This window comes from Rhodoplanes sp. Z2-YC6860 (genome assembly GCF_001579845.1).
Classification (GTDB): Bacteria; Pseudomonadota; Alphaproteobacteria; order Rhizobiales; family Xanthobacteraceae; genus Z2-YC6860.
On the sequence record NZ_CP007440.1, the window covers coordinates 6289816 to 6308814 of the forward strand.

The window sequence follows — 18999 nt, forward strand, 5'->3', positions numbered from 1 at the left end:
CCCGCCTTCATTTCATCGGGGGAATGACCGAGGCGCCGGGCGGGGGCGCGCCATCCGGCGCGGGCGGCGGCGCACCGCCGGCCTCTTTCGCCATCTGGAACAGATTGGTCAGGCGCGGCCAGAAGTAGTCCTCGCCCGGATAGCCCTCCATCCGGGCGACCTCCTTGCCGTTCTCGACCAGCACGAAGGTCGGCGTGTAACGGATCGCGCCGTGCTTGATCGGCAGGTCGCGATCATGATCGAGATTGATCAGCCGCGGCGGCGCCTGCCGATTGAACTCGGTCTTGGGATAGATCGGACCGATCTCGCGATCCCATTTGGCGCACCACGGACAGCCGTCGCGGCGATACATGATGAGCTCGGCCGCATCGGCGGCGCGAGGCAGCATGACCGCGAGGCAGAACGCACCGAACGCAACAAAAGCACAAGTGATAAGTCGTGCGGACCGCATGGGAGCGACGTTTCCAGACTTTTCAAGGTGTCCGGATTCTGCCACGCCGCTCCCTCCTGACGCCAGCAATTTGGCGACATCAGTCACCCTTGTTGGCGACATGAATATCGTTGGGGTACGGCGCGCCCCTTCCGGTCTCGACCAGGGACTTCATGCTCATCAGGAACGTCGCCCACTTGGTGCTGCAATGGTCCATGAACTCGCTGGGCTCCTTCCAGCCCTGATGCTTGAAGCGCACCACCGTGAAATCGTCTTCCGGCGCGAGATCGAAGCTGACCTTGGTGCCGATCCATTCGCCCGGCCCACCCGTCACCTGCCAGAGCACGCGCTTCGCCGGCGCAAGCTCCAGCACCTTCATGTCGATGAAGCCGCGCTCGCCGAACTGGAACTTGATGACGGAACCGACATCGCAGTCGCCTTTGGTGTCCGTCGTCCACCAGCCGGCAAGACCATCTCGTGTGCTCAACGCCTTGTACGTATCCCTCGGCGGCGACTTCACTCCGACGCGATGCAAAATATCCGACATGGATTTCTCCTTCCTCACCCAATCACATGACTGCACTCACGCCGGCACGCGCCGGTCGTATTCCTTCTTGAGGCGGCTCCAGCCATCCCAGAACGGCTCCGGCTCGGTGCTCGTTGCACGCGCGACCAGAATGTCGAGATGCATGTGCCAGCCGGCGCCGACCATCAGCGTCATGTTGCGGTCCGGCAGGCGGCGGTGGATCACGGTGAGCAGCACCCGCTCGCCCGCCTGCGCGAGCTCGAAGGTCACCTCGCCGCTCTCGCCCCAGGTGAAGGTGAGCTTGTGCGGTGGATCGACTTCGATGATGCGGCTCGCCATGCGATGCTCGCCGGAGAATCCGGGCGGGCGTTCGCCGGGCGGATCGGTCAATTCGTTGTTGCGCCAGACGAGTTCGAACGGCGCGCCAGCCTTCATCTGCATCTCGCCTGAGGCGAGCCACTTGCGGCGCAGATCGCTGTCCGTGAGATAGGCCCAGATGCGTTCGATGGGCCCGGGCAGCAGGCGCTGGATCTTCAGCGTCGCTGGTTCGATCAGCGTGCCATAGGCGTCGGGGGTCGCGCGTTGGTTCATGTCGTCTACTCCTTCTTCTTACGAGTCTCTGATCGCGATTTGGATTTGCGCTCGTCGTCTTCGAGCAGCAGGCGTTCGAGCACGTCCAGACGGCCGGTCCAGTAGCGTTCGTAGAAGCCGAGCCATTCATGGGCGCTGGCGAGCGGCCCGGGCTCCAGACGGCAGATGTGCGTGCGGCCGTGCACCTCGCGGCGGATCAGGCCTGCATTCTCCAGCGCCTTGATGTGCTTGGAGGCCGCCGCAAGCGACATCGCAAACGGCTCGGCGAGTTCGCTGACCGTCCGCTCGCCGCGCGTGAGTTCGCGGAGCATCCGCCGGCGCGTGGCGTCGCCAAGCGCGTGGAAGACCGTGTCGAGCCGATGGGCGTTTAATTCAACCATGTGGTTGAATATAGAAGCGGGCGCGAAGATAGTCAACCATTCGGTTGAATATTTTTTGAAGGGCAGACGCTGCCGATCACGGCAGGCCAGGTCCTGTTATTTCAGGAGCGGGCCGACACTCCTTTCCGATCTCGACCGGCCGCGCTATTTCGAAAGCTGAGCGCTTCTACGATTTCGCCGCGACCTCGGCATGAATGCGCAGCAGTTCGGGCAGCGTGCCGGGGTCGCGGCGGCCGAAGCCGCATTCGGTCGCAAGCGAAAACTCAGAGCGGTGCTTCTTCGCCGCATCGAGCCTTCGCATGGTGCCCTCCACGCCGTCGGTGTGGTGGACCAGGCCCAGGCTTAATTCCGTTTCCGGCTTGAGCTTCAGCCGATTGAGCGGCGCGAAGTAGGCGTCATCGGTGCGGTTGCGCGGCACCGGCATGTGGATGAGCTGGATCGGCCGCGTGACCTGGCGGCTCAAGCGATTGGCGAATTCCACAACGTCGCCCATGTCGGTCGGCTCGACCACATGCTTGTGCCCGGCGTCGCCGTAGCAGAAGTGAAACAGCAGATCGATGTCGGCCGGCACGTGGTTGGCGAGCCGAAGCACGATCCGCGCGAACGTCTCCTGCATCTCTTCTTTCGTGGCGCCATAAGGCGATTGCTGCGCCCGTTGCAGCCGCGCGAAGACGGCAGAAGCAATATCGAATTGGATGGCGATCTGATCGTGCGGAAGCGTCGCGGCGATCTTGTCGATTTCGCGCAGCACCGCGTCGTTGAACAGCGTGTCGACCGCGCGCTGCAGATCCTCCTGGACGTAGAGCCAGATCACCGAGTGCGCCGGCACCAGATCGATCTGGAATTTGCATTGCGAGGGAATAACTCCCTGCCGCTTCAGCTCGGCAAAGACCTTGTATGACCGTATGGCGATGTCGCCGTAGAAGATGTTGTCGAATTTGACGGTCTCAACGGCGACGCCGGGCTTGAGCCGGTAGCGTTGACGCCGTTCCACGCCGCCGTGGAGCTGGAACATTTCGTCGGACGGCTCGAACGCCGGATGCTTGGCAAACACCGGCTCGAGCCACGTGATCCAGTCGAGGCGCTCACCGGTCTCCCCGTCCGGAATGCGCTTGAGATAAGGGCCAAGCGTACGGCTGACCGTCGAGAACACCTCGCGCGCGTCCGGCAGCGGCACGCTGCCGACCAGATGAACATTTCGGGACATGGATTTCAGCCTTCTCCGGTTCTAGTTCGGCAACGTGATCTTGGCCTTGCGGATGACCTCGCCCCATCGTTGCGTTTCTTCCGCCACGTGCTGGCCGAGAAATTCGGGCGAGCCGAGCGGCAGGACAAGTCCCTGCCGCAGGAATTGATCGCGCATGGCCGGGTCGGAAAACACCTCGTTGGCCTGCCGGTTGAGCCAGTCGATCGCAGGGCGCGGGGTCTTCGCCGGCACGAAGAACGCAAACCATGATTGCGCGATGACGCTCGGATATCCGGCCTCCGCCATGGTCGGAACATCCGGCAGCAGCGGCGAGCGGTCTTTGGCCGTGATGGCGAGCGGACGCACCGCGCCGCTCCGGATGTTGTTGACGGCCAGACCGAGATTGTCGAACTCGATCGGAACGTGACCGGCAATCACGTCCTGGTTGGCGGGAGCGGCACCTCGATAGGTGACGCCCGTAAGATCGACGCCCGCCGCGAGCTTGAACATCTCGGCGGCGAGATGATGCGTGGTGCCGAACCCGGCCGATGCGTAGGAGTAGGCACCGGGCTTTGCCTTCGCCAACTCGACGAGTTCCTTCACGCTCCGCGCCGGCATACTCGGATGCACGACCAACACGGCCGGCCCCGTCGCCAGCAGCACGACCGGCGCAAAGTCCCGGGTCGGATCGTACGGCAGCTTCGGCTCAACATGGGGAAGCACCGATTGCGTGCCCTGGAAGCCGAGATAGACGGTGTAACCGTCAGGCGTGGATTTCGCGACGTAGTCGGCCGCGAGCACGCCGTTGGCCCCGGTGCGGTTCTCGACGACGACCGTTGCGCCCGTGGCGTTCTGGACCTTGTTGGCGAATGTCCGGCTGAGAATGTCAGAAACGCCGCCGGCCTGCGTCGGCACGATGATCCGGATCGGATGGGCCGGATAGTCCTGAGCCTGCGCAGGCCAACCAAGGCAACAGGCGATCGCATAGGCAATGAGGGATGATGCACGTCGCATCGCCACTCCGTCCTCCCCGTTTTGGCAGCGTCCTTTTCTTTACTGATCCCGCCCCGCAGCGATAATGTCTAATGCGAACTTGAAGCAACAAGATAACTGCAAGTTATGGCCATCGACCCCAGACGGCTTCTTGAGCTCCGGCATGTCGCGCGGCTCGGCTCGTTCAGCCGGGCTGCCACCGCGCTCGGCATCTCGCAGCCCGCGCTCTCGAAGAACATCGCGGTGCTGGAGCGCTCGATCGGTGCGCGCGTGGTCGAAAGAACCCGCAAGGGATCAGCGCTGACCGAGATCGGCGAGCTTCTGCTGCGCCATTCGGACGGGCTCAACGCGCTGCTGGTGCGCGCGTCGGACGAAGTCAACGAGCGAAAGAAGGGACTGAGCGGCTCGCTCGCGATCGGCGTATCGCCAGTGGCGACCGCTTCGCTGGTGCCGCGCGCGGTCGCGGCGCTGCTCGCCGAGACACCGAACGTTTCAACGACGATCACCGAGAAGGCCGACGACGAGCTCATTCGCGAATTGCGGGCCGGAGAGATGGACCTCGTCGTCAGTCCGGCGGGGAGCCTGCACGATCCATCGGACATTCGCGCCGAGACCATCACGCGAGACCGTTTCGCTCTGTTCGTGCGGCGAGGTCATCCCCTCTCGCACCAGAAAGCCATTTCGTTGCGCGACTTGCGGGAGGCCCAATGGGTCGTGCCCGACGCGCGCACCGCAATGTATCGGCAGATCGAGGCGCTGTTCGCCGCCCAAAGCGAGCCGTGGCCGCTGACGCTCGTGTCGACGAACTCGATCACCACACTGAAATCGCTCATCATGTGGAGCGACTTCGTCACGATTTCGTCAACCGTGTTGATGCATCCGGAGGTCGAAGCCCGTTATCTTGTGGCGCTGCCGCTCCGCGGTGCGGGGGCGAGCCGCGAAATCACTGTTCGAACGCGCACACATCCTTTGCCGAGCGCCCTGGTCAATCGGTTCATCGCGCATTTGCGCAAGGTTGCAACGGACTCGTGATTCAAGCGTTGCACCAATCTCGATCTGGTTTCCGATTTCGACCGGTCGCGCTATTTTGAACGGGACAATGCCGGGCCAAACCCACGCCGGAGAACATCATGCCAAAAGGATCCGATCTGCTCGTTCGTGCGCTGGAGAACGAAGGCGTCGAGCGGATTTTCGGCGTCCCGGGCGAGGAGAACCTCGACGTGGTCGAGAGCTTGCGGACGTCCTCAATCAAGCTCGTGATCACGCGCCACGAGCAGGCGGCCGCGTTCATGGCGGCGACGCATGGCCGGCTCACCGGCCGGCCGGGCGTCTGCATCACCACGCTTGGACCCGGTGCTCTGAATCTGACAACAGGCGCCGCCTACGCCGAACTCGGCGCCATGCCGATGGTGATGATCACTGGCCAAAAAGGCATCATGAGCAGCCGCCAGGCGCGCTTCCAGATCGTCGACGTGGTCAGCACCTTCAAACCATTGACCAAGCTGTCGCGGCAGATCGTCGGCGCCGGCACGATCCCGACCCTGGTGCGCGACGCCTTCCGCGTCGCCACCGAAGAAAGGCCGGGCGCTGTTCTCCTCGAGTTGCCGGAAGACGTGGCCGGCGAAGAGATCAAGGACCACCCCGTCGTTCCGCGGCATCAGATCGAGATTCCGGTCGCGCACCCGGCCGCCCTCGACCGCGCTGCGGCGATGATCCGCGACGCCAAGCGGCCGCTGATCATGCTGGGCGCGGCCTGCTCGCGCCCGCGCGGCACGACCGGCATCAACGCGTTCGTGCGGCGCACGCGCATCCCCTTCTTCACCACCCAGATGGGCAAGGGCACCGCGGCCGGCGGCACCGGCCTCTATATGGGCACCGCGGCGCTCTCCGAGCGTGATTACATCCACGAGGCGATCGATCAGGCCGACCTGATCATCGCCATCGGCCACGACACCGTCGAGAAGCCGCCGTTCATCATGGGACCGAAAGGCCCGCGGGTGGTCCACGTCGGCTACACGCCCGCCAACGTCGATCAGGTGTACTTCCCGAACGCCGAAGTGGTCGGCGATCTCGGACCGAGCCTCGAACTTCTTGCGGACCGCGTGGAGGGCAACCTGCCGGCGGCAAGCGCGCTGTTACCGTTGCGCGACAAGATCCTTGGCCGTATTGCGGCCCGCGCGACGGACGATCACTGGCCGGTCATGCCGCAGCGCATCGTGCATGACGTCCGCAAGGTGATGCCGGCCGACGGCATCGTCGCGCTCGACAACGGCATGTACAAGATCTGGTTCGCCCGAAACTACCGGACAGAAGCCGCCAACACGCTGCTGCTCGACAACGCGCTCGCCACGATGGGCGCGGGCCTGCCATCGGCGATGATGGCAGCGATGCTTTACCCCAACCGCCGCGTGATGGCGGTGTGCGGCGATGGCGGCTTCATGATGAACAGCCAGGAGCTCGAGACCGCGGTACGGCTCAAGCTCAACCTGGTCGTTCTCATCATCGAGGACTACGCCTATGGCATGATCCGCTGGAAGCAGGCGGTCGATCATTTCGCGGACTTCGGCCTGACCTTCGGCAATCCGGACTTCGTCCGCTATGCCGAGAGCTACGGCGCCAAGGGCACGCGGGTCACTAAGACCGACGAGCTGGTCCCGGTGCTGGAGAATGCGTTCGCCGGCGGCGGCGTTCACCTCGTCGTGGTGCCGGTCGACTACTCCGAAAACAAACGGGTGCTGGTCGACGAACTCGCGAGCGCCAACCGCGCTTGAGTATCCACCTGGAACCCAAAGCCTAAAGTCGGGGTATCAACAGCCGCGACCGTCCGCCAAGATCGACCGATAAAATGACCGACTTGGGAGGCGACGCATGAACTTCTTCAGACGTGTGATGCTCGCTGGCGCGTTCGCGCTGACCGCCGCTGCACCGCAGGCCGTCTCGGCGCAAAGCGCCTATCCGGCCAAGCCGATCACATTGGTGGTGCCGGCCGCGGCCGGCGGCCCGACCGACACCGTCGCACGGCTTCTCGCCGAATCCATGGGCCGGACGCTCGGCCAGACCATCATCGTCGAGAATGTCGGCGGCGCCGGCGGCACGATCGGCATGGCGCGCGTCTCCAAGTCCGCGCCTGACGGTTACCTCATCGCGGTGTGGCACGTGGCCCAGGCGACGGCCCCTGCCCTCTACGACAATCTGCGCTACGACGTGGTGAACGATTTCGACCACATCGGCCGCATCACCGACGTGCCGATGACGGTGGTGTCCAAGACCGGCATGGCCGCAAAGGACATCAAGGAGCTGCTCGCCTGGATCAAGGCCCAGAACGGCAAGACGACTTACGGCCATGCCGGCGTCGGCTCGGCGTCGCATCTGTGCGCGCTCAATCTCATGAGCGCGCTCGACCTGAAGATGGAAGGCGTCGGCTATCGCGGCACGGGGCCTGCGATGAACGACCTGATCGGCGGCCAATTCGACGTGATGTGCGATCAGACCACCAACACCACCAACCAGATCAAGGACGGTAAGATCAAGGGCTATGCGGTGACGACGAAGTTCAAGGTGTCGTCGCTCCCCGAGCTGCCGACGCTCGACAGCAGCGCGATTCCGGGCTTTGACGTTTCGGCGTGGCATGCGATGTGGGCGCCCAAGGGCCTGCCGAAGGAGGTCTCCGACAAGCTCGTCAGCGCGCTTCAGGTTGCTCTCAAGGATCCGAAGGTGGTCGACCGTTTCGCAAGCCTCGGCACCGAGCCGGTCGCACCGGCGCTCGCGACGCCCGATGCGCTGAAGACGCATCTCGCCGCCGAGGTGCAGAAGTGGGGCCCCGTCATCAAGGCGGCAGGCGTCAAAGGCAACTAACGCTCAAGGTCATCAAGCATGAAAACCTACTCCATCGCGGCCATTCCAGGGGATGGCATCGGCACCGAGGTCGTGGCCGCGGGCCTCGAGGCGCTGACCGCGATCGCCAAGCGCGACGGCGGCTTCGCCTTCAAGTTCGATCATTTCGACTGGGGTGGCGAGTACTACAAGAAGCACGGCCGCATGATGCCGGAGAACGGCCGTGACCAGATCCGCAAGCACGACGCGATCATGTTCGGCTCCGCCGGCCATCCGGACATCCCCGACCACATCACGTTGTGGGGCCTGCGGCTCGCGATCTGCCAGCCGTTCGATCAATACGCCAACGTGCGCCCGACCCGCGTGCTGCCGGGCATCACCTCGCCACTGCGCAACGTCAACGGCGGCGAGCTCGATTGGGTGATCGTGCGCGAGAACTCGGAAGGCGAATACGCTGGCGTCGGCGGACGGGCCCATCAGGGCTCGCCGCTGGAGGTTGCGACCGACGTGGCGATGTTCACCCGTGCCGGCGTCGAGCGGATCATGCGCTTTGCGTTCCGCCTGGCGCAGTCGCGGCCGCGCAAGCTTCTGACGGTCGTCACCAAGTCCAACGCGCAGCGTCACGCCATGGTGATGTGGGACGAGATCGCGGTCGAGATCGCAAAAGAGTTCAAGGACGTGACCTGGGACAAGATGCTGGTCGACGCCATGACCATGCGGATGGTGATGCGGCCCGAGAGCATCGACACGGTGGTGGCGACCAATCTGCATGCCGACATCCTGTCCGATCTCGCCGCGGCGCTCGCGGGCTCACTCGGCATCGCGCCGACCGCGAACCTCAACCCCGAACGCGCCTTCCCGTCGATGTTCGAGCCGATTCATGGTTCGGCCTTCGACATCATGGGCAAGGGCATCGCCAATCCGATCGGCACCTTCTGGTCGGCCGTGATGATGCTCGACCATCTCGGCGAGAAGCCCGCCGCCGGTCGCCTGATGAAGGCGATCGAGCGGGTCACCGCCGACAAGCGCTTCCACACGCCCGATCTCGGCGGCAAGGCGCGGACCGCGGACGTGACCGCCGCGGTGCTCGACGCCATCCACGGCGCCAACGCCTGAGCGGCTGTGCCGCCCTCTTGTCGCGGCCTCGCAAAGCCTCGATATAAGGTGCGAGTTCCATTGAGATGTGATCCATGGTTTCGCGCCGCTCGTTCATTGCAGGCTCTGCCGCAGGCGGATTGATCGCACTGCATGGCGGTGTCGCACGGGCCGAGGCCGTCATGACCGACGACGGCTATTACAGCGAGCCCTGGTTCCTGGAAAGTTTCCTCGAGCTTCCCGACGACCTTTCGGCCGCCACCGAAAAGGGCAAGCGCTTCGCCATCATGTGGGAGCTGCGCGGCTGCCCCTATTGCAAGGAAACGCATCTCGTCAATTTCGCTAGGCCCGAGATATCGAGCTACATTCAGCAGCATTTCGAGGTGCTGCAGCTCAACATCCTGGGCTCACGCGAGGTGCTCGACTTCGATGGCGAGAAGATCGGCGAAAAGCAGTTCGGGCAGAAATACGGTGTGCGCGCCACGCCGACGTTCCAGTTCTTTCCCGAGAGCATCGCTGGGCTCAAGGACAAGAGCCCGCGCGACCGCGAGGTGTCGCGCTTCCAGGGCTATCTTGAACCGTCGCCGTTCCTTGCCGCGTTCCGCTTCGTCGCGGAACGCGCCTATGAGCGCGGCAGCCTGAACGATTATCTGAAATCGATCTGACCGGCTGCGCGTCCGGACCCAACGTCAATAGAGGTCGGCGTCGAAGGTGGCGGGCACACCGCCTGCTTCAGGCGCCATCTTGGTGGCCGGATAGAACGCGGACGTCCTGTCCTGCCGGCTCTTGTCCTGGGCCGAAACCACGCCGCGAAACACAACGCCGCACATTGCAAACGCGACCGCAAAAGCAACCAGACCGATCGTGAGATTGCGCATGTGATGTTTCCTTCAAATAGGCCCGCTGGCAGCAGCACGCGCCGCAGAGCGGTGTTTCAGGTTGAAAAGAGGCACGGAGGCCACCGGCCGATACAGGGGATGTGGCGGGGATGCGTACCGACCGGCGGCCCCCGATCTCGCTATGGGTTGACGGCCGCGGCCTCACGAATGCGCACCGGTGCATCGGGCTCGGTCCGAAGCCCGGCCGTCGCCGCGCCAAGCGTCGGATGAACCTGTAAGCCTTCGCACCGGTCAAATTCGCCGCAGGCCACCAGCCGGTCCAACGCTTCATGCTGGCTGCGGCTGTGCAGTCTCCTCCAGTCGCGCTCGAGCTTGGCGAGCTTCGCCTGCGACGAATGCCGAAGCGTCGGCTTCGTTGTCGCGGCTTGCGCGCAGCTGACTGCAGCGGCGACCAGAACGGCGCACACGGCAAGCTTGGCAACAATCGAGGTCGTGGTGACCAATCGAATATAGACCGTGTTGGAAATGGCGCTCTTAATCATGTTCAGCCTTCTCAAATAATCAGACGCAACGTGCCCTGAAATTGATTCCGCATTTGCAAAGTCGCGCGGACAGTGTCGAAACGAAGCCCTCCAAACATCCACCATTTGGAGGAGCACGCAATGCGATTCAATCAACACACTGTGAGATCGCGTGACGGACTGTGCGAAATGTCGCAGCGCCGGTAACGCTTTGCTGCTTCAGAGACACGCGATGCCCCACTCGAACCGCTCACAGTGTGATGCGCTTCACAGAAACACGCTTCAGCCGCGCAAACGAAACGAATCAATTGGCGAGCGGCGTCGCATAGCCTGCGACAAGCTTGACCAGATCCGCCTGACGCGCCGCGCCGGTCTTCTCGAACAGCCGGCTCAAATGCGTCTTCACCGTGGTGTCGGCGATGCCGAGAGCCGCCGCGACATCGGGCACGCCGCCGATCTGGACGATGGCGAGCAGCACGCGCAATTCAGCCGGCGTGAGATTGTAGCTCGAGCGGATCACCTCCGGCGGCGACGGCGCTTCGAGCGCGGCCTTGCGCACGAACATCGCTGCCGCGGCCGAGCGCGCGCTGGCGCGCCGGCGCGCCACCGACGTGAGCGGCAGCACATGCGCCAGATACCGTTCGCCGTCGCGCGCCGCGAGCGGCAGCACAATGCTCTTCGCGCCGCTCTCGGTGTCGCTCTGCTCGGTGCCCGCGACGGTCTCGCGCAGCGTCTGGTCGACATTGGCATCGCCCGCAGCGAGCCGCCCGCCGACCGAACGCAGAAATTCGCCGCTGCTCAGGATGTCCTTGCCGGCCACGTTGGCGTGCATGATGCCGCAGTTCGCATCGATCAGGATCACGCCGGTGTTCATGCCGTCGAAGATGTCGGCGAAGGTGGCGGTCTCGGCCTCCTTCGATTCAATGGTGCGGTGGATCGAGATGGCGCGCCGCATGTGCGGCACGATCAGCCCGAGGCGCCGCCGCATCTCGGTGTCGACCATGCCGCTCGCCTCATGGCGCGCGATGCTGAGATAGGCGCACCAGTTCGCGGTGCGCGTCAGCGCCACCATCGCGGCATCGACCCAGCCCTGGGGCTCGGCCCATTCCTGGTAAAACCGGCCGCGGCGGAATTCGTCGTAAGGCACGAGGTCCGGCACCGTGAGGATCTGTTCGACGTCGCCGCAGGGCGCGTTCGCGATCGGGCCGAACTGGTAATAGGTATCGGCGTAAAGCTGCAGGTGATAGTCGTCGATGCCGGTGTAGAAGTGAGCGCTCACGTTGCGCCTGGCGCTGTCTTTCACGAGCAGTCCGCCCACCTGCCCGCCGACAAAATCGGCGATGGCTGCGAGCACCTCCGGCCACAAAGCCTGATCGAGCGCGGCGTCGTAGATGCTCGTGGTGAGCAGCGTGAGATTCCGTTGTTCGGACATGGATTTTCCTGAAATAACGGGGACATAAGGCTAAATCGGGTGAAACGTGTCGATGATGATCCGGATCACACAATTGAATGGATCGTGGCTGTTAAAATGAACCTCGCTCGCGTAAAACACCGCGCTTGCGGCAGCGCGAAATTCGGCCACTGCACTACACAAGCAGGTCAAGGCGATCTAGGGCGGGAGCGCAGCAAACTTGGGCGACAGCGCAAAGGACAGTCCGAGCGGGGAAGGCAAAGCTGCTCCGAAGCCGAACGTGAACATCTGGTCCACCGAGGCAATCCGCGATCGCGACCGCTTTTCCTATTGGCGCGAAGCGCTTTGTCAGGCGGTATTCAATCTCAGCATTGAAGCGCGTCCCGACAATTTCTCGGCGCGCATCACCTCGCGCAGCTCGGGCGTGTTGCGTTTTGTCACATCGCGATCCAGCGGATATCAGGTGGTCCGCACGCAGCGGGACATCGATACGGCGCCGGCCGATCACTATTCCGTGTTCGTGCAGTTGCACGGCCACTCGGTCATCACTCAGGACGGCGAAGCGATGGCCTTCCTGCCGAGCGACATCGCAATATCGGACGGGCGCTTTCCATTCGTCGCCGATATGCGCGGCGACGGATACCGCGCCATCGCGGTGATTCCCCGCGAGATGGTCGACCGCCGCGCGCCATGGCTGCGAGGGAAATCCTTACACAAGCTCGCGTCCGACCGCGCCTTCGTCGACCTCGCCAACCGCCATATTCTGGAACTGACCGCGCCCGACTCGACCCTGAGCGAAGGCGCCTCGGGACTGCTTACCGAGAATCTCTGCAACCTCCTGGCGCTCGCCAGCGCCAACGACGTCGCTCATAACCGGCTGCAGCCGGAATTGCAGATGGAGGCGATCCTCGCCTTCTGCCGGCAGCATCTTCACGATCCCGAGTTGTCACCGCAGCGTGTCGCGGATCGCTTCGGGATCTCGGTGCGGACGCTGCATCTGCGCTTTGCGCAGATCGGCGAGACCTTCGGCCGCTGGCTGCTGGAGCATCGGCTTGACGCCTGCAGCGCGGCGCTGCGTGACGAGAATCAGCGCGGCGTGAACATTTCCGATATCGCCTATCGCTGGGGATTCAACGATCTCTCGCACTTCAACAAGGTGTTTCGCGCGCGCTTCGATCAGACGCCGCGCGAATGGCGAAACCGCCCGGACATCTGAGATATCCAGGCGGCTTGCCTTGCGCTGCGATGTCTATTCGGCGATCGTTTGGCCCGAGCCGCCGAACGGCGCCGGGAAGTCCTTGAACTTCGGCAACCCGTCGCGCATCGGCAGCACGGCCTCGGCATAGTTGACGTGCAAGCCCGGCTCGAACTTGAGCGTCGGGATCGTTGCCGCAAACACATCGACCAGACCGAGCGGCGGGTGGTTGGCCATCAGATGCCCGCCGCACTTCGTGCAGAATTTCCGCTCGCTCATCGGGGTCTTCGCGTAGGTCGCGACGTGCTCGGCGCCCACCGTGACCCGCACCGCCTCTGGCTTCCACAGCGAGAACGCATTCACCGGACCCGCCGACCAGGAACGGCACGAGCCGCAATGGCAATAGCCCATGCCTTCGGGTGAGCCGGTGACTTCCAATTTCACAGCGCCGCAAAAGCAGCTTCCAAGATGAGCCACAATAATCTCCTTTGTGTTCGGGACGCATGCCGTCCGGCAAATCGCCGGAGCACATGAGGTGCCGCACTACCAAATCGCAAAACGCGGCACGTCCACCGATTGCAGGATATGCGATCGCGGGCCGCAGAAAAATGTCAGCAAGATCAAATCATTCGATCTGAATTATCAGCAGTGCTGATGACGCTCTGGGTCTCCGCAGCAAGACCGCGCGATTGAATCGCGGCTCAACCAACCTTCAGATAAGCAAAGCCTTTGCTCTGCAGTTCGGCCACGGTCGCGACGCCCGACGGCACGAACTTCAAAAACGAGTCCTGCTTGGTCTTTGCAAGATCGATGTTGCTGCGCTTGTAGGTGATCTCGCAAAGATAAGCCTCGACGCCGAATTTGGTCAGGCCGGTGAAGCGCTTGTAGAGATCCGGATCGATCTGGTCGTTGGCCCAGGGCGTGCCCGACAGATCGTCGATAAAGAACTTGATGCCGGCGCCATGCGCCACGATCACGAGCCTCACCCGCAGCGTATCGAACTCGTAGGAGCTGAGGTGATTGTTCATGTTGGTGAGGAGCTGCGAGAAACGATTCTGATCGCCGAAATCGCAGTGATAGAGGCAGGCGATGTCGGTGTCCTTCTTCAGCGCTCCGAAATCGAGCTTGCCGGGCGCCGCGGCAAGCTTCGTCGCCGTCAGCGTTGCGCCCGAGACCACCATCGCTCCGAGAAATCCACGCCGGCTCGTGGTTGAGCCGGCCTTTGAATTTTTCTTCGGCATGATGCGCTCTCCTTCTCGAACTCCGTTCACTTGTTGACCGGGCTGTCCGGGCTCATCACCAGCGCCACCAGATCCTTGATCTGCTCGATGTTGAGCACGCCGCTCACGCCGAACCGCGGCATGTTCGAGCACGGGAAGGCCGCGTGAGCGCCGTAGATCTTGTCGTACACCGCCTTGGTGTCGGCCTCGCTGAAGTTGCGGTTCTTGCCGTAGTTCATGAGGCTCGGGCCGATGGTGCCGTAGCTCACCTCGGCCTTGCTGAGCTGATGGCAGGCATAGCAGTTGCCGCCGTTCGCCTGCCGCGGCGGATAGTCGGTGAAACGCAGCCCATAGCCCGACTGCGCGATCTTCTCGCCGGAGCTCCAATCGCCGACGAGCTTGCCGTCAGCCGGGTACTGGATGCGTGCCCGCTCGCGCTTCTGGATGTCCTCCGCCACGTTCTTCGGCGGCGCGTTGCGATAGAGTGAGCACTGCTTCATCGTCTCGTCTTGATCGAAGCGCGAGCGCCAGTCGGCCGGCGCCGTCGGAAACGCCGCAACGATCGCGGCGTCGACCTTCGCGGTGTCGACGCTCGCTTTGTCCTGCGCCCGCGCGGGCAGACTGAGCAGGCAAACGGCAACGGCGAGAAGACAACGTTTCATGGCCCCGCTCCCGCTCAGCGCTTCAAGCCCGGGGTGGCGATCTCGCCACCTTCGGCATTCTTGGTGAGATACGCGATCAGCGCCACGCTGACGTCGGAACCCATTTCGAGCTCCGGCATCCGCATCTGCCAGTAGCAATCGTAGAGGCGGTGCTGCATGGTCATCACCTGTGTGGTCGAGACGCGATAGGCCGGCCACTGCCCGACCACCTCCTTTGCCTCCTTGGGCTGCGCCAGAAACGGCAGGCCCTGAAGGCGGATGCGGCGGCCGGTGTCGTTGTGGCAGGTCGCGCAGGCGAAATCGTTCGGTCCCTGGCGGCGATAGAAGATCGCCTCACCGAATGCGACCATCGCCTGCTCCTGCGGCTTGTCGAGTCTGGCTGCGAATTTCTGGCCGTTCGACTTGACCGCCACGTAGGTTGCGATTGCGCCGAGGTCCTTCACAGGCTGACCGCCAGCCGGATAAGGCTTCTTCACCAGGTCGGCATGGTTCAGCCCTTGCAGCTTCTCCATGCACCACATCAGCCGCGTCTCGAGGTCCATCACCCGGTCGGCATCGGCGAAGTAGCGCGGCAGCTCCGCAAAAGCGCCATCGACCACGCCCGGCCCCTTGCCGAGATCGCATTGCTCGAGCGTCGCCTTCTTGGGGCCGGCCGCGGTGGTCCACAGCGCCTCGCCGCGGTCGGAATCGAGCAGGCCGGGATTGCTCCAGGGGTCTTCCTTGAGCATCTGGCGATACTTCTCGATCGCCTTCTCGGTGTCGTCCTGCGCCCGGGCCGGCAAACTCAAAAGCGTCAAAACGGCACAGCAGGCCGCTGCAACAAGGGCTGTTGTTCTCAATGACGCCTCCGGCAGTTCTGAATTCGATGTTCCAGGCGCCGACATTGTTGGCGGCGCGCTTCAAGTCAAGCGTGCCCAGCGCCGCAACCAGTTTGTGCCAGGATAGCGCCAGTTCGTGGCATGAAAAGCTCGCGTTCTGCTGCGCCGCGGAATGCTCTTGCGCCGTATCGCCCGCGCTGCCGCGACGGCGCATGCGTCATCCATACCGGCCCAAGCGGCTCCCATTCCGGCGCACGATACGCTATGTACAGCCCGCAGTTCGGGATCGAAGGAACACCATGACGCTGACTTTCAATCGCCGCGAGGCCCTGGCGCTTGCCGCCGGAGCCACAGGCGCTCTCGCGCTTGGCGCGCCGCCGGCATTCGCCAAGAACGACGCTGACGAGGCGATCAAGAAATTCACCGGCGGCAAGACGCCGATCGAAGGCAAGGTCAAGCTCGACCTGCCGGAGATCGCCGAGAACGGCAACACCGTGCCGATGACCGTGACGGTCGAGAGCCCGATGACCGAGGCCTCCCACGTCACCGACGTGCTGGTGGTCGCCAACGAGAATCCGCGCTCGGGTGTCGTCACCTTTCACTTCTCGCCGGCGAGCGGCGTGGCCGAAGCCAACACCCGCATCCGTCTCGCGGCGACGCAGGACGTCACCGCAGTCGCCAAGATGAACGACGGCTCGTTCTACTTCGCGAGCAAGCAGGTGAAGGTCACGATCGGCGGCTGCGGCGGCTGATCGTTACAAGGAGAACAACAATGGCCGCCGTCAAACCCCGCATCAAGCTCGACAAGAAGGAAGCCAAGAAGGGCGAACTCGTCGAGGTGAAGGCGCTGGTGCAGCACGTCATGGAGACCGGCAACCGCCGCGACACCTCGGGCGCCATCGTGCCGCGCAAGATCCTCAACAAGTTTGTCTGCACGGTCGCCGGCAAGCAGGTGTTCGCCGCGGACTTCGAGACTGCGATCTCGGCAAACCCGTATATCCAGTTCAAGTTCAAGGCCGAGGCGTCGGGCCCCGTGGTGCTGACCTGGACCGACGACGATGGCTCGACCATCACGGGTGAAGAGTCGATTACGGTCAGCTAGCGCTCGGTCGCGCAACACGCACTGTCACCCTCCCCTGGAGGGGGAGGGTCGCGAGCGAAGCGAGCGGGGTGGGGTGAACTTCTTGCTGCAAGGATCACCCCACCCCGACTGCCGAACTCCGTTCGGCAGTCGACCCTCCCCCTCCAGGGGAGGGTGAACACCGCCGGTGCTGCAGCAGAGGCGGCGTTACACATGATCTCCAGGCGCGAATTTCTTCAGGTCGCCGCAGCCACCGCCGCGCTGACGCCCGCCGGATGGAGCCGCGGCTTCGCGCAGCATCGCCTCACGCAGGACGATCTCCTTCGCTTCGAGCCGCTCGGCAACGTCACGCTCGTTCATCTCGCCGACCTTCACGCCCAACTCAAACCGGTGCTGTTCCGCGAGCCGTCGGTCAACATCGGGGTCGGCGAAGCACGCGGAAAGGTGCCGCATCTCACCGGCCGCGATCTCCTGGACCTTTACAAAATTCCGCCCGAAAGCGCGCAGGCCTATGCGCTGACCTCGGACGACTTCGCGGCGCTCGCCAGAAGCTACGGCCGGCTTGGCGGCCTCGACCGCATCGCGACGGTGGTGAAATCGATCCGCGCCGAGCGCTCCGGCCGCACGCTCTTCCTCGACGGCGGCGACACCTGGCAGAACAGCTTCACGTCGATGCAGAGCAAAGGCCAGGACATGGTCGACTGCATGGCGCTCTTGAAGCCCGACGCCATGGTCGGCCATTGGGAGTTCACGCTCGGCACCGAACGCGTCAAGGAGATCACGGAAAAGCTCGGCTTTCCATTCCTCGCGCAGAACGTCCGCGACACCGAATGGAATGAGCCCGCCTTCGACGCCACGACCATGATCGAGCGCGGCGGCGTCAAGATCGCGGTGATCGGCCAGGCCTTTCCCTACACGCCGATCGCCAATCCGCGCTGGATGATGCCGACGTGGTCGTTCGGCATCCGCGAGGAGGACCTGCAAGCCAACGCCAACAAGGCGCGGCAGCAGGGCGCCGAACTCGTGGTGCTGCTCTCCCACAACGGCTTCGACGTCGACCGCAAGCTTGCCGGCCGCGTGAGCGGGCTCGACGTGATTCTCACCGCACACACCCACGACGCGCTGCCCGACGTCGTCAAGGTCGGCAAGACCCTGCTCGTCGCTTCCGGCAGCCACGGCAAGTTCGTGTCGCGGCTCGATCTCGATGTGCGCGGCGGCAAGGTGAAGGACTATCGCTTCAAGCTGATCCCGATCTTCTCCGACGCCATCGCACCCGACGCCGAGATGGCAGCGAAGATCGCGGCCGTACGCGCGCCGCATGAAAAGATGCTCGGAGAGACCATCGGCCGCACCGAGACGCTTCTTTACCGCCGCGGCAGCTTCAACGGCACGCTCGACGACGTGATCTGCGACGCACTGCTCGCCGAACGCGACGCCGAGATCGCGCTGTCGCCCGGTTTCCGCTGGGGCACATCGCTCCTTCCCGGCCAGGACATCACCCGCGAGGACATCTACAACGCCACCGCCCTCACCTATCCGGCGGCCTACCGCACCACGATGACCGGCGCGCGGCTGAAGGAGGTGCTGGAGGACGTTGCCGACAACCTGTTCAATCCCGATCCCTACTACCAGCAGGGCGGCGACATGGTTCGCACCGGCGGCCTGTCCTACACGATCGACATCGCGCAGGCCGCCGGCCGCCGCATCGGCGATCTCACCTTGCTGCGCACCGGCCAGCCGCTCGACCCGGCGAAGGACTACACCATCGCGGGCTGGGCCAGCGTCAACGAAGGCACCGAAGGCCAGCCGATCTGGGACGTGGTGATGCGGCATATCGAGCGGCAGCGCACCGTCGCGCCGCGTGACGCCGGCCACGTGCGCGTCATCGGCAATTGAAAATTTTCGCTCGCTGAGAATTTTACACAGCGCGGTTCCCGCGCAACGACGCGTCCATTTGTCTCGACCGCCGATATTGTCAACGTGCGGTCATTCAGCCTTCTGCTGTTGCTGCGGAAAATCCGCAAATAACAAAACGAGGATGGATATGTTTGAGCAAAACAGCAGTCTCACCAGGTTTCGCTATGTGGCCGGCGCCGTGATGCTGGCGGCGTTGTCCGTCGGCATTCTGCAATTGGCCGGCATCCGGTTCTAGACGGGGCTCCAGTAGCACCCTCTTCGCGAGAGGCCGGATCGCCCGCAGGAGCTTGTCCGGCCAAA

General features: G+C 63.7%; 22 protein-coding genes. 9 read left to right on the forward strand and 13 right to left on the reverse strand.

All coding sequences use genetic code 11. From position 1 onward, the window contains the following. Positions 1 to 7: 7 nt before the first annotated feature. From RHPLAN_RS29420 to RHPLAN_RS29445, 6 genes are all read right to left on the reverse strand, one after another. Positions 8 to 388, reverse strand: a complete 381-nt coding sequence (locus RHPLAN_RS29420; protein ID WP_237179936.1) for a thioredoxin domain-containing protein — start codon at positions 386 to 388, stop codon at positions 8 to 10. Positions 389 to 530: 142 nt separating this feature from the next. After that, entirely contained in the window at positions 531 to 977 is a 447-nt protein-coding gene (locus tag RHPLAN_RS29425; RefSeq protein ID WP_068025885.1) for an SRPBCC family protein, read from the reverse strand. Between the two features lie 36 nt (positions 978 to 1013). Further along, positions 1014 to 1547: an SRPBCC family protein gene (locus tag RHPLAN_RS29430; RefSeq protein ID WP_068025889.1), complete on the reverse strand. Its 534-nt coding sequence runs from the start codon at positions 1545 to 1547 to the stop codon at positions 1014 to 1016. A gap of 5 nt (positions 1548 to 1552) precedes the next feature. Then, positions 1553 to 1927 (reverse strand): ArsR/SmtB family transcription factor, encoded by a 375-nt coding sequence (locus RHPLAN_RS29435; protein WP_068025896.1) that lies wholly within the window; start codon positions 1925 to 1927, stop codon positions 1553 to 1555. A 166-nt stretch (positions 1928 to 2093) separates the two neighbouring features. Beyond that, positions 2094 to 3134 carry a hypothetical protein gene (locus RHPLAN_RS29440; RefSeq protein WP_068025899.1) on the reverse strand — a complete coding sequence of 347 codons (1041 nt, stop codon included), beginning with the start codon at positions 3132 to 3134 and terminating at the stop codon, positions 2094 to 2096. A 21-nt stretch (positions 3135 to 3155) separates the two neighbouring features. Beyond that, complete coding sequence (locus RHPLAN_RS29445; protein WP_068025900.1) at positions 3156 to 4127, reverse strand: Bug family tripartite tricarboxylate transporter substrate binding protein; 972 nt, start codon at positions 4125 to 4127, stop codon at positions 3156 to 3158. Between the two features lie 105 nt (positions 4128 to 4232). On the opposite strand from RHPLAN_RS29445, the gene RHPLAN_RS29450 reads away from it, so the two are divergent. From RHPLAN_RS29450 to RHPLAN_RS29470, 5 genes are all read left to right on the forward strand, one after another. Next, positions 4233 to 5138 (forward strand): LysR family transcriptional regulator, encoded by a 906-nt coding sequence (locus RHPLAN_RS29450; protein ID WP_068025901.1) that lies wholly within the window; start codon positions 4233 to 4235, stop codon positions 5136 to 5138. A 98-nt stretch (positions 5139 to 5236) separates the two neighbouring features. Further along, positions 5237 to 6877: an acetolactate synthase large subunit gene (locus tag RHPLAN_RS29455; protein ID WP_068025904.1), complete on the forward strand. Its 1641-nt coding sequence runs from the start codon at positions 5237 to 5239 to the stop codon at positions 6875 to 6877. Positions 6878 to 6974: 97 nt separating this feature from the next. After that, entirely contained in the window at positions 6975 to 7961 is a 987-nt protein-coding gene (locus RHPLAN_RS29460; RefSeq protein ID WP_084245844.1) for a tripartite tricarboxylate transporter substrate binding protein BugD, read from the forward strand. Positions 7962 to 7979: 18 nt separating this feature from the next. Further along, positions 7980 to 9056 (forward strand): tartrate dehydrogenase, encoded by a 1077-nt coding sequence (locus tag RHPLAN_RS29465; protein ID WP_068025907.1) that lies wholly within the window; start codon positions 7980 to 7982, stop codon positions 9054 to 9056. Positions 9057 to 9130: 74 nt separating this feature from the next. Continuing rightward, positions 9131 to 9700 carry a thioredoxin family protein gene (locus RHPLAN_RS29470; RefSeq protein ID WP_068025909.1) on the forward strand — a complete coding sequence of 190 codons (570 nt, stop codon included), beginning with the start codon at positions 9131 to 9133 and terminating at the stop codon, positions 9698 to 9700. A 24-nt stretch (positions 9701 to 9724) separates the two neighbouring features. Here RHPLAN_RS29470 and RHPLAN_RS29475 read toward each other — a convergent pair whose 3' ends face one another. From RHPLAN_RS29475 to RHPLAN_RS29485, 3 genes are all read right to left on the reverse strand, one after another. Continuing rightward, on the reverse strand, positions 9725 to 9913 hold the full coding sequence (locus tag RHPLAN_RS29475; RefSeq protein WP_068025915.1) for a hypothetical protein: 189 nt from the start codon (positions 9911 to 9913) through the stop codon (positions 9725 to 9727). Positions 9914 to 10053: 140 nt separating this feature from the next. Next, positions 10054 to 10416, reverse strand: a complete 363-nt coding sequence (locus tag RHPLAN_RS29480; RefSeq protein ID WP_068025917.1) for a hypothetical protein — start codon at positions 10414 to 10416, stop codon at positions 10054 to 10056. A 283-nt stretch (positions 10417 to 10699) separates the two neighbouring features. After that, positions 10700 to 11827 (reverse strand): helix-turn-helix transcriptional regulator, encoded by a 1128-nt coding sequence (locus RHPLAN_RS29485; protein WP_068025919.1) that lies wholly within the window; start codon positions 11825 to 11827, stop codon positions 10700 to 10702. 259 nt (positions 11828 to 12086) lie between these two features. Between RHPLAN_RS29485 and RHPLAN_RS29490 the strand changes: the two genes are divergently transcribed. After that, on the forward strand, positions 12087 to 13022 hold the full coding sequence (locus RHPLAN_RS29490) for a helix-turn-helix domain-containing protein (RefSeq protein WP_198164553.1): 936 nt from the start codon (positions 12087 to 12089) through the stop codon (positions 13020 to 13022). A 33-nt stretch (positions 13023 to 13055) separates the two neighbouring features. On the opposite strand, the gene RHPLAN_RS29495 is transcribed toward RHPLAN_RS29490, so the two are convergent. The 4 genes from RHPLAN_RS29495 to soxA form a co-directional block, all read right to left on the reverse strand. Further along, complete coding sequence (locus RHPLAN_RS29495; RefSeq protein ID WP_068025923.1) at positions 13056 to 13478, reverse strand: GFA family protein; 423 nt, start codon at positions 13476 to 13478, stop codon at positions 13056 to 13058. 224 nt (positions 13479 to 13702) lie between these two features. Next, positions 13703 to 14242, reverse strand: coding sequence for a DsrE family protein (locus tag RHPLAN_RS29500; protein ID WP_068025926.1), 540 nt, complete (start codon positions 14240 to 14242; stop codon positions 13703 to 13705). A 26-nt stretch (positions 14243 to 14268) separates the two neighbouring features. Further along, entirely contained in the window at positions 14269 to 14883 is a 615-nt protein-coding gene (soxX, locus tag RHPLAN_RS29505) for a sulfur oxidation c-type cytochrome SoxX (RefSeq protein ID WP_068025928.1), read from the reverse strand. A 14-nt stretch (positions 14884 to 14897) separates the two neighbouring features. Continuing rightward, a complete protein-coding gene (gene soxA, locus RHPLAN_RS29510; RefSeq protein ID WP_068025936.1) occupies positions 14898 to 15722 on the reverse strand; it encodes a sulfur oxidation c-type cytochrome SoxA in 825 nt (274 codons plus the stop codon). A 278-nt stretch (positions 15723 to 16000) separates the two neighbouring features. Between soxA and soxY the strand changes: the two genes are divergently transcribed. The 3 genes from soxY to soxB all read left to right on the forward strand — a co-directional run bounded on the left by soxY (position 16001) and on the right by soxB (position 18678). Then, entirely contained in the window at positions 16001 to 16453 is a 453-nt protein-coding gene (soxY, locus tag RHPLAN_RS29515) for a thiosulfate oxidation carrier protein SoxY (RefSeq protein ID WP_068025939.1), read from the forward strand. A gap of 20 nt (positions 16454 to 16473) precedes the next feature. Beyond that, entirely contained in the window at positions 16474 to 16803 is a 330-nt protein-coding gene (gene soxZ, locus RHPLAN_RS29520; RefSeq protein ID WP_068025942.1) for a thiosulfate oxidation carrier complex protein SoxZ, read from the forward strand. Between the two features lie 192 nt (positions 16804 to 16995). After that, entirely contained in the window at positions 16996 to 18678 is a 1683-nt protein-coding gene (gene soxB, locus RHPLAN_RS29525) for a thiosulfohydrolase SoxB (RefSeq protein WP_068025945.1), read from the forward strand. Positions 18679 to 18999 lie beyond the last annotated feature (321 nt).

Coding starts and splice junctions, on each gene's coding strand:
- RHPLAN_RS29500 (WP_068025926.1), bottom strand. CDS start 14,242: ATGCCGAAGAAAAATTCAAAGGCCGGCTCAACCACGAGCCGGCGTGGA.
- RHPLAN_RS29450 (WP_068025901.1), top strand. CDS start 4,233: ATGGCCATCGACCCCAGACGGCTTCTTGAGCTCCGGCATGTCGCGCGG.
- RHPLAN_RS29465 (WP_068025907.1), top strand. CDS start 7,980: ATGAAAACCTACTCCATCGCGGCCATTCCAGGGGATGGCATCGGCACC.
- RHPLAN_RS29475 (WP_068025915.1), bottom strand. CDS start 9,913: ATGCGCAATCTCACGATCGGTCTGGTTGCTTTTGCGGTCGCGTTTGCA.
- RHPLAN_RS29460 (WP_084245844.1), top strand. CDS start 6,975: ATGAACTTCTTCAGACGTGTGATGCTCGCTGGCGCGTTCGCGCTGACC.
- soxY (WP_068025939.1), top strand. CDS start 16,001: ATGACGCTGACTTTCAATCGCCGCGAGGCCCTGGCGCTTGCCGCCGGA.
- RHPLAN_RS29485 (WP_068025919.1), bottom strand. CDS start 11,827: ATGTCCGAACAACGGAATCTCACGCTGCTCACCACGAGCATCTACGAC.
- RHPLAN_RS29445 (WP_068025900.1), bottom strand. CDS start 4,127: ATGCGACGTGCATCATCCCTCATTGCCTATGCGATCGCCTGTTGCCTT.
- RHPLAN_RS29440 (WP_068025899.1), bottom strand. CDS start 3,134: ATGTCCCGAAATGTTCATCTGGTCGGCAGCGTGCCGCTGCCGGACGCG.
- RHPLAN_RS29425 (WP_068025885.1), bottom strand. CDS start 977: ATGTCGGATATTTTGCATCGCGTCGGAGTGAAGTCGCCGCCGAGGGAT.
- soxB (WP_068025945.1), top strand. CDS start 16,996: ATGATCTCCAGGCGCGAATTTCTTCAGGTCGCCGCAGCCACCGCCGCG.
- soxX (WP_068025928.1), bottom strand. CDS start 14,883: ATGAAACGTTGTCTTCTCGCCGTTGCCGTTTGCCTGCTCAGTCTGCCC.
- soxZ (WP_068025942.1), top strand. CDS start 16,474: ATGGCCGCCGTCAAACCCCGCATCAAGCTCGACAAGAAGGAAGCCAAG.
- RHPLAN_RS29480 (WP_068025917.1), bottom strand. CDS start 10,416: ATGATTAAGAGCGCCATTTCCAACACGGTCTATATTCGATTGGTCACC.
- RHPLAN_RS29470 (WP_068025909.1), top strand. CDS start 9,131: ATGGTTTCGCGCCGCTCGTTCATTGCAGGCTCTGCCGCAGGCGGATTG.
- RHPLAN_RS29420 (WP_237179936.1), bottom strand. CDS start 388: ATGCTGCCTCGCGCCGCCGATGCGGCCGAGCTCATCATGTATCGCCGC.
- RHPLAN_RS29435 (WP_068025896.1), bottom strand. CDS start 1,927: ATGGTTGAATTAAACGCCCATCGGCTCGACACGGTCTTCCACGCGCTT.
- RHPLAN_RS29430 (WP_068025889.1), bottom strand. CDS start 1,547: ATGAACCAACGCGCGACCCCCGACGCCTATGGCACGCTGATCGAACCA.
- RHPLAN_RS29455 (WP_068025904.1), top strand. CDS start 5,237: ATGCCAAAAGGATCCGATCTGCTCGTTCGTGCGCTGGAGAACGAAGGC.